General features: G+C 39.3%; 17 protein-coding genes. 9 read left to right on the top strand and 8 right to left on the bottom strand.

The genetic code is table 11. From position 1 onward, the window contains the following. Positions 1-45: 45 nt before the first annotated feature. From O1D97_RS02955 to O1D97_RS02945, 3 genes are all read left to right on the top strand, one after another. Complete coding sequence (locus tag O1D97_RS02955; RefSeq protein ID WP_269122677.1) at positions 46-414, top strand: YbaN family protein; 369 nt, start codon at positions 46-48, stop codon at positions 412-414. Between the two features lie 16 nt (positions 415-430). Next, positions 431-3,808: a DUF748 domain-containing protein gene (locus O1D97_RS02950; RefSeq protein WP_269122675.1), complete on the top strand. Its 3,378-nt coding sequence runs from the start codon at positions 431-433 to the stop codon at positions 3,806-3,808. A 131-nt stretch (positions 3,809-3,939) separates the two neighbouring features. After that, a complete protein-coding gene (locus O1D97_RS02945) occupies positions 3,940-4,194 on the top strand; it encodes an HP1242/YdcH family protein (protein ID WP_269122673.1) in 255 nt (84 codons plus the stop codon). Positions 4,195-4,270: 76 nt separating this feature from the next. Here O1D97_RS02945 and O1D97_RS02940 read toward each other — a convergent pair whose 3' ends face one another. Next, positions 4,271-5,140 carry a LysR family transcriptional regulator gene (locus O1D97_RS02940; RefSeq protein ID WP_269122671.1) on the bottom strand — a complete coding sequence of 290 codons (870 nt, stop codon included), beginning with the start codon at positions 5,138-5,140 and terminating at the stop codon, positions 4,271-4,273. 150 nt (positions 5,141-5,290) lie between these two features. Between O1D97_RS02940 and astA the strand changes: the two genes are divergently transcribed. Together astA and ctlX are read left to right on the top strand one after the other, a co-directional pair. Next, positions 5,291-6,319, top strand: a complete 1,029-nt coding sequence (astA, locus tag O1D97_RS02935) for an arginine N-succinyltransferase (protein WP_269122669.1) — start codon at positions 5,291-5,293, stop codon at positions 6,317-6,319. A gap of 165 nt (positions 6,320-6,484) precedes the next feature. Beyond that, positions 6,485-7,432, top strand: coding sequence for a citrulline utilization hydrolase CtlX (gene ctlX, locus O1D97_RS02930; RefSeq protein ID WP_269122667.1), 948 nt, complete (start codon positions 6,485-6,487; stop codon positions 7,430-7,432). A 55-nt stretch (positions 7,433-7,487) separates the two neighbouring features. Here the strand turns inward: ctlX and arfB are convergent, their stop codons facing one another. Next, positions 7,488-7,901 carry an alternative ribosome rescue aminoacyl-tRNA hydrolase ArfB gene (arfB, locus tag O1D97_RS02925; RefSeq protein WP_269122665.1) on the bottom strand — a complete coding sequence of 138 codons (414 nt, stop codon included), beginning with the start codon at positions 7,899-7,901 and terminating at the stop codon, positions 7,488-7,490. 153 nt (positions 7,902-8,054) lie between these two features. Here arfB and hisA point away from each other — a divergent pair, with 153 nt between their 5' ends. Beyond that, complete coding sequence (hisA, locus tag O1D97_RS02920) at positions 8,055-8,816, top strand: phosphoribosylformimino-5-aminoimidazole carboxamide ribotide isomerase (RefSeq protein WP_269122663.1); 762 nt, start codon at positions 8,055-8,057, stop codon at positions 8,814-8,816. 194 nt (positions 8,817-9,010) lie between these two features. Then, positions 9,011-9,829: a hypothetical protein gene (locus tag O1D97_RS02915; RefSeq protein WP_269122662.1), complete on the top strand. Its 819-nt coding sequence runs from the start codon at positions 9,011-9,013 to the stop codon at positions 9,827-9,829. An 89-nt stretch (positions 9,830-9,918) separates the two neighbouring features. Here O1D97_RS02915 and O1D97_RS02910 read toward each other — a convergent pair whose 3' ends face one another. The 4 genes from O1D97_RS02910 to pspA all read right to left on the bottom strand — a co-directional run bounded on the left by O1D97_RS02910 (position 9,919) and on the right by pspA (position 11,557). Beyond that, on the bottom strand, positions 9,919-10,050 hold the full coding sequence (locus O1D97_RS02910; protein ID WP_269122660.1) for a hypothetical protein: 132 nt from the start codon (positions 10,048-10,050) through the stop codon (positions 9,919-9,921). A 138-nt stretch (positions 10,051-10,188) separates the two neighbouring features. Next, positions 10,189-10,518: a PspC domain-containing protein gene (locus O1D97_RS02905; protein WP_269122658.1), complete on the bottom strand. Its 330-nt coding sequence runs from the start codon at positions 10,516-10,518 to the stop codon at positions 10,189-10,191. Positions 10,519-10,552: 34 nt separating this feature from the next. Further along, positions 10,553-10,831 (bottom strand): envelope stress response membrane protein PspB, encoded by a 279-nt coding sequence (pspB, locus tag O1D97_RS02900; RefSeq protein WP_269122656.1) that lies wholly within the window; start codon positions 10,829-10,831, stop codon positions 10,553-10,555. Between the two features lie 54 nt (positions 10,832-10,885). Next, positions 10,886-11,557: a phage shock protein PspA gene (pspA, locus tag O1D97_RS02895; protein ID WP_269122654.1), complete on the bottom strand. Its 672-nt coding sequence runs from the start codon at positions 11,555-11,557 to the stop codon at positions 10,886-10,888. 211 nt (positions 11,558-11,768) lie between these two features. Between pspA and pspF the strand changes: the two genes are divergently transcribed. Both pspF and O1D97_RS02885 read left to right on the top strand, forming a co-directional pair. Continuing rightward, the gene (pspF, locus tag O1D97_RS02890; RefSeq protein ID WP_269122653.1) at positions 11,769-12,779 is read left to right on the top strand and encodes a phage shock protein operon transcriptional activator; all 1,011 of its coding nucleotides are present in this window, start codon (positions 11,769-11,771) and stop codon (positions 12,777-12,779) included. A gap of 180 nt (positions 12,780-12,959) precedes the next feature. Then, on the top strand, positions 12,960-13,379 hold the full coding sequence (locus O1D97_RS02885) for a BLUF domain-containing protein (protein ID WP_269122652.1): 420 nt from the start codon (positions 12,960-12,962) through the stop codon (positions 13,377-13,379). A gap of 23 nt (positions 13,380-13,402) precedes the next feature. Here the strand turns inward: O1D97_RS02885 and O1D97_RS02880 are convergent, their stop codons facing one another. After that, entirely contained in the window at positions 13,403-14,311 is a 909-nt protein-coding gene (locus tag O1D97_RS02880) for a hypothetical protein (protein WP_269122651.1), read from the bottom strand. A gap of 67 nt (positions 14,312-14,378) precedes the next feature. Then, entirely contained in the window at positions 14,379-14,591 is a 213-nt protein-coding gene (locus tag O1D97_RS02875; RefSeq protein ID WP_269122650.1) for a hypothetical protein, read from the bottom strand.

Genomic DNA, 14,591 nt, shown 5'->3' with positions numbered 1-14,591 from the left:
ACCTAATCACCTAACGTATAGTCTACATTTAACGGAATACGAGGCATGCACATTAAACGCATAGCGTATATAGGCTTAGGTTGGGTTTCTCTGGTTGCTGGGGTCATTGGCATTTTCTTACCTTTACTCCCAACGACGCCTTTTGTTTTGCTGTCCGCTTGGTGTTTTTCTCGATCTTCTACTCGGTTTCATTCATGGCTCACACAACACCGTTTTTTTGGTCCTATTGTGCGTGATTGGCAGTCTGGGAATGGCATACCTAAAAAAACACGTAATCGAGCGATTGTGTTAATGTGGTTAAGCATGGGCATATCAATGATGATGATTGCGCGACCTTGGGCTACTTTCATGCTGATCATTATTGGCACCATGACGAGTATTATGCTGCTTCGTTTACCCATTAAAAAACCGTAACCTGGATAGGGTCATTATGAATAATTCGCCATCAATTCCATTTAACTTACGCCGTTTAGGCATGATTATTTTATCTACTCTCTTCGTTATCGGGTTTTTAATTTGGCTACTGCTACCTGTTGTCACAAAAACCCTTTTAAATAATTATTTTCAGCAACAAAATGCGCAACTTATAATCAATGAGTTAGACATCAACCCTTTTCAGGGATCCATTCTTGCGAAAAATGTTGAGGCTTATTCGATTAATGGCGAGTCAAAAGAAAAAGTGTTGTCTCTTGAAAGCTTTAAAATTGATTTATCTTATGCCGCTTTGCTTAATCAAACGATTTATGTCAATACACTACGCTTGAATGGTTTAGAGGCGCCACTGGTGCAGTCAAAAGACGCATGGCATGTTGCAGGACTTACTTTTCCAATCCCCCCGGCCAACAATAAAGATCAGGACCAAGCCGACTCTGTTATTGATTCCTCTGCTGAGCAGGAAACCGTGTCAGATTGGAAAATCGATGTTCCCAAGATTCAGATTTCCAATACCCGTTTATCTTTAGAGCGATTTAACCAAACCACCCCAGCTTCCCCTTTTAAAGATACCTTAACCATCAATAAAATTACGGTATCGGATATTGAAGGCCAAGCCAACGTGTGGAATGCCAAAGCGGATATTGACCTAGACATCAATCAGTCTATTGTTCGCTTACAGTCAAGCTTCACCTACAATCCTGAAAAAGTGTCTGCGGTTATTGCTCTTGATGAATTAACTTTCGATTCCACCCAATTCAGCCATTATTTTATCGACAATGAACCGACCCCTCAGATAATGATTTCCTTATCTGGTGATATGGAAGTAGAACAAGATTTAACCACCTCTAAACCCAATCTTTCCCTATCGAGTCATGCTTTTTCAATGTTGCTGGATGACATCAATATCCGTACACCAGATCTGTCATTTTCATCCGATAAAATTCATTTAGAAACCCTTAATTTAGACTTTAACTTATCTAACGGTGAGCACTTTAGCATTCAAACGGAGGCCAGTTTGGAAGCCGATGCATCAAAACTCACCATGATGACGAAAGCCAATGACCCCAATCTGGAAAACGACACCAATATTTCAAGCAACAGTAACCTTTCAAACAAGACCAACGCGCCAAAAATAGATGTTTTCCTTGAAAAACTGTCAACCAATACAAAACTGACTGTCTCTCAAAATGACAAAGAATTAAACCTCTTAAACCCATCGTCAAACGTCGAATTACTCGGCTTGAGTGGCCAGCTGGATGACATTAAGATTACCAATGAATTGAGTCATTTACTGCTTACTGATCTTGCTTTAAAACAAGATTCAAACAGCAATATAAACGTGGACGGTAGCCTATCTTTTAATTCGAAACAATTAGATCTAGATTCAACCCTAAACTCACTTAATGCCCATTATCAAAGCATTCAATTCGCCAGTCAGGTAGCACTCAACAAAACACTGGAAAAGTTGAATGTAAATACGCTCAATACCTCTTTAGTCACCAACACCCTTGGATTTACCCAAGGCCCTATGACCCTAACAAACGAAGCGACCGATCTAAGCCTGCCAACTCTCAACCTAGAAGTGTTTTTAAATGAAACAGCCTCTTTATCTGTCGATTTAGAGACCCAACTAAGCAGTCAAAATACCTACTTCAAAAATGCCGATGATTTTGCTCAATATAAAGAGGTGTTTTTTTCTGGCAGCCTGGCTCTCGCTCAAAAAGAACAGCTCATTTCAGTTGATGGGAAAGCCCTTAAATTTGAAGCTCACGACCTTGCAGCCGATCAAGTTGGCTACAAGCTAGATTCAAAATTAATACAATTCTCTCTTCCTAATATCTTGTTGCAACAAACCTCTGAACAAGACATTGAATTAACCGCAGATCCAAAAATAGACTTAGAAGCAATCAATGTCTTTGATGCGGATAATGACCAACTGCTAGGACTCGGCTCACTATCAAGCTCTCCTGTGCATATAGAAAAAACACCATCATCCATGACGTTAAAAATGGACGATATTACCCTTGCCAATGCCATCATCTCTAAACCTAACCCAGATCATGGAGAAACGCAGCATCTCGCCAAATTTTCTAAGCTTCACGCTAACGCTTTAGACATCTCAGACACCAAGGCTACCATCCAATCTGTCATTCTAACGGACTTACAATCCAACCTGTTATTTGATGAAAAAAGAGAGTTGCGCAATCTCGTTTTCGCTAAAGCCGACCCTGAACTAGAAGAAATAAGCGCTAATACGACGAATGCAACATCAGCAAAAACCGCCACAGAGGCGAACGAGTCCCATTCTGCGCCACAAAATACAAGCGCTGAAGAAGCCATACCAGCCGCTACATACCATGTGCAATTAGGCGAGTTTAAAATTAATGGTGACTCTAACATTCACATTAATGATAAAGGCATCTCTCCCAGCTTAAATCAAACCATTTATATTGATGACTTCCAAATCACTCAAGTTGACACCAGTAACCCAGAACAAGCGACCCATATTCTTCTAGATGCCCGTAATGGAAAATACGCTACGATCCATTTAGAATCCGACATTATTCCATTTAATGACAAGCTCACTATGCAGACATTGGTCTCCACTAGAGAAATAGAATTGACGCCTTTCTCACCCTATATTTCAGATATTCTAGGTTACACAATTGAGTCAGGCCAATTGGATGCAGACATAAAACTAGACGCGGATCAGGGACAATTAACCGGCGACTCTACTCTCTTATTGAGACGATTCGATTTAGGTGGAAAAAATGACCAACCAAGCAGTAACAGCCCGAGTGTTATCCCTTTAAACTTGGCTATTGGTGCTTTGAAAGACGCTCAAAACAATATTTCTTTAAGTATGCCTATGTCTGGAGACATCGATAACCCCTCTTTTCAATGGCAGAATTTTTTAATTATCCCCATTCGAAAAGCCCTTTATAGCGCATCAAGCTCTTACTTAATGCAAACCTTCGTACCTTATGCCAACATCATTAGCGTGGCACAAATTGCAAGTGAGCAAATATTTAAGCTGCGTATGAAACCACTAGTGTATACCGCTGAGGATATTGACCTTGCGGATGACCAAGTGGAATTTGTGAATCAACTCACCGCGTTACTAAAAGACAGAAACGATACCCAATTGAAAATGTGCTCTATCGCCGTTCCTGCAGATTTGGGCATAGATAATGTAGCTGAGCTAACTAAAGAACAGATTCAATCTCTAAAATCATTAGCTCAACTACGTGCTGAGAACCTAAAAGATCGCTTAATAAGCTCGGGAGAAATATCCTCAGCGCGCTTGTTACTATGTTCATCGGCCATCGACGATAAAGCGGAGGCGTCACCAAGAATTGAATTTGAATTTTAAAGATTGATCTAGGACAGCCGAACATGGCTACATAGATAGATAACATCAAAAACACTGATGCATGTCAGTCTATATTTTGCAGACAATGCTAATCTTACTGCATCATAAGATGACGTAATAAGGAAAGAATCATGCCTGTAGAACATCATTCATTAGCGAATGACTTACCTGAATTTAAAGAAGAAATTCATAAGTTAAAAATAAATAATGCTCATTTTCGTAAACTTTTCGATGAATATCATGAACTCACTCGCCATATCGAAAATATGGAAAATGAAGTTGTGCCAGCAACAACACAAGAAGAAGAGGAAGCAAAACACCGTCGTCTTGCGTTAAAGGATGAGCTCTATCTGATGCTTCAAAAAGAGAAAGCATCGATCGCTTAATTTCGCGACATTCTCGCATTCCAGCGAACACCCAAAAAACACTTTCAACGCTTAATAGCTTCTATTAGGCGTTTTTTTAAGATTCTTCTTTTAACAAAGCTAAAAACACTTGTGCCGCATTGGACAGTGTTCTTTCTGTATGGATTAAACAACCAATGCTGCGTTCAATGTGAGCATCTGCTATGTCTAAAATGCACAGTTGATCGTCAATTAAGTTTTCAGGTAAGACACTCCAACCCACTCCCGCAGCCACTAACATCTTTATTGCTTCTAAATAGTTGGTAGGTACCGATGCGATTAGATTAACCTCCTCTTGATTAAATAAGTCGTCAATCAATCGTCTTGTATAGGTAGATTTTCCGGGTAATACTCCTGAAAAGTGACTAAGTGATGCCAGTGAAACCCTTTTATGGCTGGCAAGCAGATGATCTTTAGAACAAACAAACTTGAGTTTTTCTGGCCAGAGTGGGATAAATCGAAGTTTCTCATCGATATTAGAGGGCTCAGTAATAATTGCCAGTTCCAATTTTCCTTGGAGAACATCCCCATAGGCTTGCTTTGAATTAATAAAATCTAACGCAAACTCAACTTGAGGGTGATTTGCAATGTACTGTCGAATCGGTTGCGCTAAATGGTGCAATCCTATGTGCTGCGTAGTCGCTATAGATAATTGTCCTGCTACGACGAAAGAAAGATTCTGCACGGCGGTCAACCCGCTTCTTGCTTCCTGTAGCAAACGATATGCGTGGGGTAAAAACACTTCACCCGCTTCTGTTAAATAAATACGTCGACCAATACGATCAAACAAACGACACCTTAGTTGATCTTCTAAAGATTGAATCCTTTTACTGATACCGGGTTGTGTAAGGTGAAGTTTTTCCGCCGCTAGCGAAAATGAATTTTCTTCAGCTGCGGTAACAAAGGCTTTAATTGCAATAGTATTCAAGATGCTCTCCCGTTAAGAATGTTAACAGACAACCTAGTTTCACATAATAGTTAGTTATCTATTAGATAACAAATTGCATTTTGCGTTATCCAAAATAAACCTTAGTATGCCATCAACTCTTCTTCACCTATTTAACTGAGCACAACGACCATGATGTTGATTCGCCCAATTGCAAAAAAAGATATTGATGCCCTCCATACTATGGCTAAAAATGCCGGGGTTGGCTTTACCTCTCTCCCCGCTAACATAGAGCTGTTAAAAGAAAAAATTACCGCCGCCGAAGTCGCTTTTAATAGCGCTGATAATAATGAAGCCAATCAGAGCTATCTTTTTGTTTTAGAAGATACTGAAACGAATAATATTGCCGGTGTATGCGGTATAGAATCCGCCCTTGGACTCGATTCACCCTGGTATAATTACCGTTTGGGAACTTTAGTACACGCTTCGCCTTCCCTGAAAGTGTATGGCCAAAGCAAAACCTTAAGTCTAAGTAATGACCATACGGGTTACTCTGAATTATGCACGCTTTTTTTAAGTCAAGATTATCGCCATAGCAAAAATGGCAGTCTACTGTCTAAAAGCCGCTTTATGTTTATGGCTAGCTTTCCTAACCGCTTCCATCAAAGAGCCATTGCAGAAATGCGCGGTGTCAGTGATGCTGAAGGCAATTCTCCTTTTTGGAATGGACTAGGAGCACATTTCTTTTCTATGCCTTTTGCTCAAGCCGACTATTTATCTGGTTTAGGGAACAAATCTTTTATTGCCGAGTTAATGCCAAAACTGCCAATTTACATCGATTTGCTAAGCCCTTCAGTACAAGAAGTTATTGGTAAAGTACATGAAAACACACTACCTGCACTGAAAATGTTAGAAAATGAAGGTTTCCAAAATCTTGGTTATGTAGACATTTTTGATGGTGGACCGACCATTGAAGCCGACGTGCGTCATATCAGAGCCATTAATCAGAATAAGGTTTATTCGGTAAAAATTGGTCAGCCAAGCTCAACTGTGATTGACCTAGTTAGTAATACTGAATGTTTAGGGTATCGCTGCACTTTAGCAAAAGCAGACCGACTGGCTTCAGGAGAGTTGCTTATCGATGCAAAAACGGCGGCCGCACTCAACCTTCAAGTAGGTGATCAAATTCGCGCCGTTCCACTAAGCTCAACAACAAGCTAAGTTCGAGCGCTAACTAAGTTCACTGTCGCTTCAGGTCAGGTTAGCTTCAACACCAGACTATTTCCAAGGTCGAGCCAAGTTCAAAACAACAGTTTCAACGTAACCGTTCAAACAACACTAGGCTCGGCAAAATACTCATTATTCTTGATTTTTAGAGCGTTAATTATGTCAGTAAAACAGACACAACTTTCTGATACTTTAGTTATGGTTCGTCCCGTTGACTTTGGATTTAATGAGCAAACGGGTGGCGACAACGCCTTTCAACACAAACCGGATGTGGGTGAAAATGTAACAGAAAAAGCCTTGATCGAATTCCAAAATATGGTGGATAACTTACGCTCTGTGGGAATTACAACGTTAGTATTAGAGAAAGGCCAGCATAATAAAAAAACACCGGATGCGATTTTTCCTAATAATTGGTTTTCTACCACAGCCTCGGGAACACTTTTAGTTTACCCTATGTATGCCGAGAACCGCCGCCAAGAAAGGCGCATTGACGATCTCACAGAGCTACTCGAAGCGCATAATTACTCGGTCAACGATACTCAGATTGTTGGCGATTTTAATGAAACACAAGAAATTCTGGAAGGGACTGGCGTGCTGATTTTTGACCATATCCACAACAGGATCTTTGCCGCTCAGTCGGAGCGCTGCCATCCAGAACAATTAGATCGCTTTGCCACCAAAAGAGGCTATCAAGAGGTTTATTTATTTCAAACAACCAGCTCTCATGGAACGCCTATTTATCATACCAATGTCATGATGAGTGTCGGTGATGGGTTTGCGGTGGTTTGTGCTGACAGTATTACCGATAAAGAAGCGTACCAGACTCTAAAGTCCGCATTAGCCATAGACAGAGAGGTGATTGAAATCAGTATGGAACAGACTGAAAAGCATTTTTGTGCCAATATTTTGCATGTTAAAAATGATCAGGGTCAACCCTATATCATTATGTCTCAAAGTGCTTATAACGGCTTTACGTCATCTCAAAAAGCACAGCTTGAAAAATACGGAACCTTACTACCTAACCCCATTGAAACCATAGAAAAAATTGGTGGTGGCAGTGCTCGCTGTATGATCGCTGAAGTTTTCTTGCCTAAAAAGGTCCTATGACTCAGTAACAGCAGAATAGAAAATCTTTAAAATATCCGACCTTGCGTAAAGTAACCTAATCCCAGTTTGCTTTACGCAAGGCTTTTTTCTGACCATCTTTCTTTTTAGAAACAACACGTCGTATTTTAGAGGCTTTAGTAGGTTTCGTTGGACGACGCGCTTTTTGCACCTTGATCGCATCCAAAATCAATGCTTTCAGGCGATTTAAGGCATCTTCCCGATTCAATTCCTGAGTTCTATGTTGTTGGGCTTTTAATACGACTTCCCCATCTCGAGTAATACGCGAGTCACTCATGGCCAACAGTCTTTCTTTATGAAAAGCCGGTAAAGAAGATTTTTCAATGTCAAAACGCAGATGTATCGCAGAAGACACTTTATTGACATTTTGCCCACCCGCACCCTGCGATCGAATGGCGGTTAACTCTATCTCTTTATCTGGTATCGAAACAGCTAATGAAATTTGTAACATAGGATCCTATTTTCATTGTTTTATTTGAATAATCTTGAACAAACAAAGTATAACAGTCTCAGAACAAGTTCGCTTTTCACATCGTTTCTATATGAGAAATCAGATACAATTATTTCATCATTTTATCCATTACTATTAAAAGGAGCACAGAGCTTGACTCAGTTTCGCCCATGTATCGACTTGCACCAAGGAAAAGTGAAGCAAATTGTTGGCGGTAGTCTGAACGATAAAGGCGCCAAAGAAAATTTCATCAGTGAGTATGATGCAAAATACTACGCTTCTTTATATAAGGAACAAGGCCTTCTTGGAGGACATGTTATTGCATTGGGAAAGGGCAACAAAGCCGAGTCATTAGAAGCACTTAAAGCCTACCCACAGGGATTACAATTCGGTGGCGGAGTGACAGCAAGAAATGCTTCGGAGTTTCTCAACGCTGGAGCATCCCATGTTATCGTCACTTCCTACTTATTTGAAAATGATGAGTTTTCTTGGGATCGATTGGATAAAATTAAAAGAGAGACAGGAACGGAGCGCTTAATATTAGATTTGAGCTGTCGACGTACTAATAATGGCTGGAGCATTGCCACTAACCGCTGGCAAACAGTTACATCGACAGCCGTTAATAAAGAAAACTTGATTGAATTAGCGGATCATTGCGATGAATTTTTAATCCATGCCGCCGATGTTGAAGGACTGCAATCTGGTATTGATGAAGATCTCGTTCGTTTATTAGGAGAGCACTGTACGATTCCCGTTACCTATGCTGGCGGCGCTCGTTCTATAGACGATTTACAAAAAGTGCATCAGCTTTCTAATGGTAAAGTTGATCTAACCATTGGTAGCGCTCTCGACATATTCGGAGGCAAAGGCATTACACTAGAAGAATGCATTCATTGGAATAAACAGCACGCTTAAACGCCATGCCAAGTATTTAAATAATTACTTAGACTGCATTCGCATTAATTTCAGTGAGACAATCAGTCCAGTCGTATTTTTCAAGAGTAGGATTGGATTGATCTTTTTCATTCCTCGACTTGCCCTTTCCCATGCATCATAATTACCGCATCTACCGTCAAGCGCTGCAAAAGCAGTCTACATTGAGGTTTCACATGACAATGCAACACTTAGGGCTAGCCACTCTGGTTCTATTAATAAGCGCCTGCTCAAGCACACAAGTACTTGAAGAAGAAAAAAATCAAACAAATACACCCACTCAAGTTGAGAAAAATGCCACGAATAAAGTGATCAATATTAAAACCATATCAGCTCCCGAGATAACGAATAATACCGACAGTGGAAAAATAGAAATCATACAGGCCGTAGATACTGCGATTGAATCTGATAGTTTGATTGAAAGTGAGCTTCCTGAACTGCTTAAAATAAGAAAAAACTTACTGACAAACATTAGTAATAAGCTAGACCACCTCACATTCGATACAAGTCGTTTGACATCATTAACACATCTTCAACTCGCTAACTTTAAAAAAGATGAACATGATATCAATAAGGTTCAAGCAAACATTAAACAGCTAAATGAATTAGCCGTCGCCATTCAACACGAAGAAGATCTATTAAAAAAACGTATTGAAGAACGAAAAATCAACCCTAAGAAAGCCGATTTAATACAAGTATATGTATCTGAAACAACCGTGGCTCACTCTGATCAAACCTATAAAACATTACCTCTCGTGGGTGAATGGACAAGAGGAGAAAGCCGAACAATTAATGTTAAAGACCAACAATTGTTTAACTCTCAGTCTTCTGAAAAAATCTCTATTAGCTTTACCGAAAATTATAACCTCTTAATAAATGGGCAAGCGGTACTATTAGTAGATCCTTCCAGACTAAAAAAACAAGCTGACTTTCAAGTAAGTAATATCGATCGTAATGCCATTATTACTGGACAAATTGACTATAAACTTAAATAAGATTCAAATAAAAAAGCCTAATCATCGACTCTATAACGCACTAATAAATGGTTAATGCATTAATAATGCTTAACCATTTATTTACCGTCTTACACAGGGCGGTTTGCAATTAATATATAGATAACAACGGGTATGTGCAGAAATAAAAAGAGTTGATTATGCGCGACTACCGCTAAGATAAAACTGGCCACTGAGGTTAATTGAATTAAAAAAGAAGACATTTTTCCTCCCTCATTTTTAGCCAGTTTAATCACGGATTTTTGAAAACTCTCGCTCAAGGTCAAATTTCTTAGATGTAACATGTCTTTCCATCTCCGTAACACGACGAGTCGCATCATCTAATCTTTCTTTAGCTCTTCTCAGACGAACATTTGCGCTGTCAGTATACTTAAACATTTTTTTGGACGGTAACTGTGTTGACGCTCATCGTATTCGTACTCATAAGAGTCTTCCTCAGGTCTTACATCTAGAAACCACCAAAGACCTATATAAGCGATGACACAAAAACCGCCCAAGAATAAGAAGCCACCAAAGGTAAATAAGCGTACAACCCAAGCATCTACATCAAAGTGCTCTGCGAGGCCTGCACATACACCGCCAAGATAGCCTTTCTCTTTATTACGATATAAGTTTATCCCCCATCCCTGTTGTTTTTGGCCTTTAATGTTACCTTTACACCTGTATTTCATAATCCTACCCTCAATAATTAATTAAACCATGCCACTATGAATCAAAACTATCAGATTGAGTATTACGTCTGGCTTTAACGTCTTCTCTGTAACGCCAATCAGGACTCTCTACATCAAGAATTTTTTCTAACGCATCAATACGGTCTGTTAGTTTGTCAGCAACCATAAGCAAAGATTCCAACTCCTGTTTCTCTGATTGCTCAAGACCCTTGACAGACTTTGTCTTACTTCGATAATGCAAAAGTAACCAAATAGGCGCCACAACGGTCATAAATATAATGGTTGGCACAAATAAAAAAACGGCCATACTCATATCAAAATCCTTACTATTAAAAATGCATTGTTTTCTTTAAAGTGAAATCAAACCTTAGTCTACTTTCGTCATTTTTTCTTTCAAACGAGCCAATTCATCACTGATTTTGTCATCATTTTCTAATGCATCAATTTGTGATTTTAAATCTGTTGAAGATTCTGTACCAACATCCATTGATTCAATTTGACCTTCCAAACTATCCATACGACGTTCAAATCGCTCAAATTTATCAACCGCATTATCTAAAGTTGATTTACTGTTTTGACGCTTTACTCGTAAACGGCTTTCTACAGTCGATTGACGCATCAACATCGCTTTTTGCTTCGCTTTAGCATCGGTTAATTTTGTTTGCAATTGTCCGACTTCTTCGTTCAAGTGATTCAAATGATCATCCAGGGCAGCTAACTCTTCATCAACGAGATCAATTTCACGCTCGATTTGCTGTTTTTCATTTAATGCGGCTCTGGCTAAATCCTCGCGACCTTTGCCTATCGCAAGCATGGCTTTCTTTTCCCATTCTAGTGATTCCTGACGCATTCTATCGACACGTCGGCCTGTTGTTTTTCTGTCCGCTATTACTCGAGCAGAACTAGAACGCACCTCAACAAGTGTTTCCTCCATTTCCTGAATCATCATACGAATCATCTTTTGCGGATCTTCAGCTTTATCCAACAAGGCGGTTAAATTACTGTTAATGATATCTGTCATTCTTGAAAAAATACCCATTTCTAAATCCTCATAGTTCGTTTTTGGTTAAGTTTGTTTTCATTAATAATATGAAACATATTACAAAACCCATGCCAAAAAACACAAAGCATTGATTTAAATGAATTAAATTAGAATTTTAGTATTATTTTTTAAAAATCAATAAAAAATAAATGGTAAATAAAACCATTCAATGGTGAAATAAACCAAAACAAATGGTGAATAAAACCTTATGAATCCACATACTCAGCGAATTATTGGCAGTTCACAAACGCTTTCTGATACCTTGGATCATGCCTCTTCTTTAGCAAAAATTGATCGGCCAATTTTAATATTTGGCGAACGCGGTAGTGGCAAAGAAATGATCGCCCAACGGCTGCATTATTTATCCCATCGATGGGATCAACCCTACATTACAATCAACTGCGCTGCGATTAGTGAAAACCTAATGGAAAGTGAACTATTTGGCCATGAAACGGGGGCATTCACTGGAGCCAGTAAGTCTCATAAAGGTCACTTTGAACGGGCAGATAAGGGCACTCTTTTCTTAGATGAGTTAGGAACAATGTCCCTACGATTACAAGAAAAACTACTACGGCTTATTGAATATGGAGAGTTTGAAAAGCTCGGTAGTACTAAAACACAATCGGTTGATGTGAGAGTCATTGCAGCGACCAATGCCAATTTAGTCAATATGAGCCAAGAGGGAGAGTTCAGAGCCGACCTGCTTGATCGGTTAACATTTGATGTCATTCAAGTCCCTCCTCTCAGAGAAAGACATGAGGACGTAGAAGAGCTCGCTCACTTCTTTGCAATCAAACTTTCTACAGAATTAATGTGGGATTACTTTTCTGGATTTACAGAAAATGCACTGAACATTTTGAAATCCCATTCTTGGCCCGGAAACATTCGTGAACTTAAAAATGTGGTGGAAAGATCGGTTTATCGCTGGGGAGATCAAGACTTACCTGTTGATAAAATCATTATTAACCCTTTTGAAAATAACTACTCCTTTGACCCACCAAACATTACCCCTTCACATCCTCAGCACACACATAGCTCACAGTCTTTTCTACTAGATAGCAACTTAAACCTTAAGGAACAAACTCAACAACTTCACATTCACTTGGTAAAGGAAGCACTAAAAAACAACCAACACAATCAAAAAAATGCGGCATCACAATTAGGACTCAGTTATGACCAAATTCGTGGATTAATTCGAAAATATCATCTAAATTTATAAAAATTAAGCCTCATACGCTATTAAATAGTCTCACTATTCAGATAATAGCGACTTAATCGCACTGATAAAAAAAGAAAATAGAGGTTAAAACAGATTATTAAAATTTGTTGACCATCGATTTTTAACCTATCATGATACAAACTTTTCACATTAAAACGCTGGCAAACGATAAGGGATAAAATGCAACTTACTCGATTAATTTACGCAAGCACAATCAGCGATGAATTATCCGTTGAAGAAATAAAGTCGATTGTGAAAGCCGCTCGACAAGGTAACCCTGCGTCAGGATTAACTGGTTTACTGTATTTTAACCGTCGTTACTTTTTACAATGTTTAGAAGGCGCGAGAACAGAAGTTAACGATACCTTTCATCGTATACAGAAAGACAAAAGACATAAAAACATCGTGATTTTAGAATACAACGAAATCACCGAACGCATATTTCCAGATTGGAGTATGGGGTACTTACCTGAATCAAACACAACTCAAACTGTCTATATGCGTTTTGCCAACAACCCTATATTTAACCCTTATTTGATGAGGGGAAAAAGTGCATTAGGGTTAGTGAAAGCACTTAAAGAGACGCTTTCTACCAAATAACCTCACCACAAGGTTAAGAGACCTCACTTTATGCGCTTTGCCAACCACTTCGCAATCACAGGCAACAAATACGTCGGCGCTTGAATCGCCCCTGCAAGAGGGAGAAAAGCTGGGCCTAACAAACCTCCCGCAATGGTATAGGTTAAAAGTACATTTCGGTTACCAGAAGCAACCGCTGCAACAAAACCAAGCTCAATCCCTTTGGCACGATATAAGAAAAAACCCGTGGTAAAAAATACAGCGCAAAGAAATGTTCCTATCGCCAGATATTGATAGGCCATCATAGGAGATTCATCCCACATCAAACGAAACTCTCCAATCAGACCAAAAGGAAAGGCAAACACCAACAATACGGTATAAGGTGCCACAGCCATTAGAAACCGTGATACCTTTTCTGGACGTACGAAGCGGTGAAGTAAAAAAGACAAAAACATCGGCCCAAAAATAAATACCAACAAACGAATGCTATAGGTTTGTACATCCAATGCAATATCACCCGCTTGCGTTACCAACAGTAAGAGGTAAATAGCCACAGGCAATAATAAAGTACTGGCAATAGTCATCGCCATCGCCATTAAAACATCAAAACCCAATACTCGAATAATCGCGGGAGTCGCAAATAAAGAACCTGTGGCCGCCACCGCACCGATAGCCAACATCAAGTCATCACTTACACCCAGTAACCATGAGGAAGTCACACATAAAACCATCAACCCAAATGAGTGATAACAAGCATACTTCCAAACCATAGGTTTAAGCAGCACCTTCATTAATGCAGACTGCTTCATACTCAACAGCGTCAGGACCATTAAGCTAAATAGAACGTAGGGTAAAAAAGGGAAAAAAGCTAAAGAATATTGAGGGCAAAGAAAACCCACAATAGCTGCAACAAACATAAATACTAATGAATGCTTTACAAGAAAAGACAACATAAAAACACAACCACACGAAGAAATAGCACGTTAACAACAGTAGAAAACGGTAAAAAAGAAAAATGCCCTAACGTTTAAACGAATAATGCTTATTTTCTTCTGGAAGCTCAGGTGCTTCAATGGGCCAATCCTTACGAGCAACATCAAACGCTTCCCTTAGATTCGCAAGCTCATCTTTGCTAACATACTGTTGAACGTCTTTTTCCAATTGACTGGCCTTATTGTCAAACATCGCCTTTGATAAGGTCAAAGTTGGAAACAGCACTATTTTGTCAGACAT

Origin of the sequence: Marinomonas phaeophyticola (assembly GCF_026966905.1) — a bacterium.
Lineage (GTDB): Bacteria > Pseudomonadota > Gammaproteobacteria > Pseudomonadales > Marinomonadaceae > Marinomonas > Marinomonas phaeophyticola.
The sequence above is the reverse complement of the archived record's forward strand: the minus strand, read 5'-3'. Positions and strand labels throughout refer to the sequence as shown.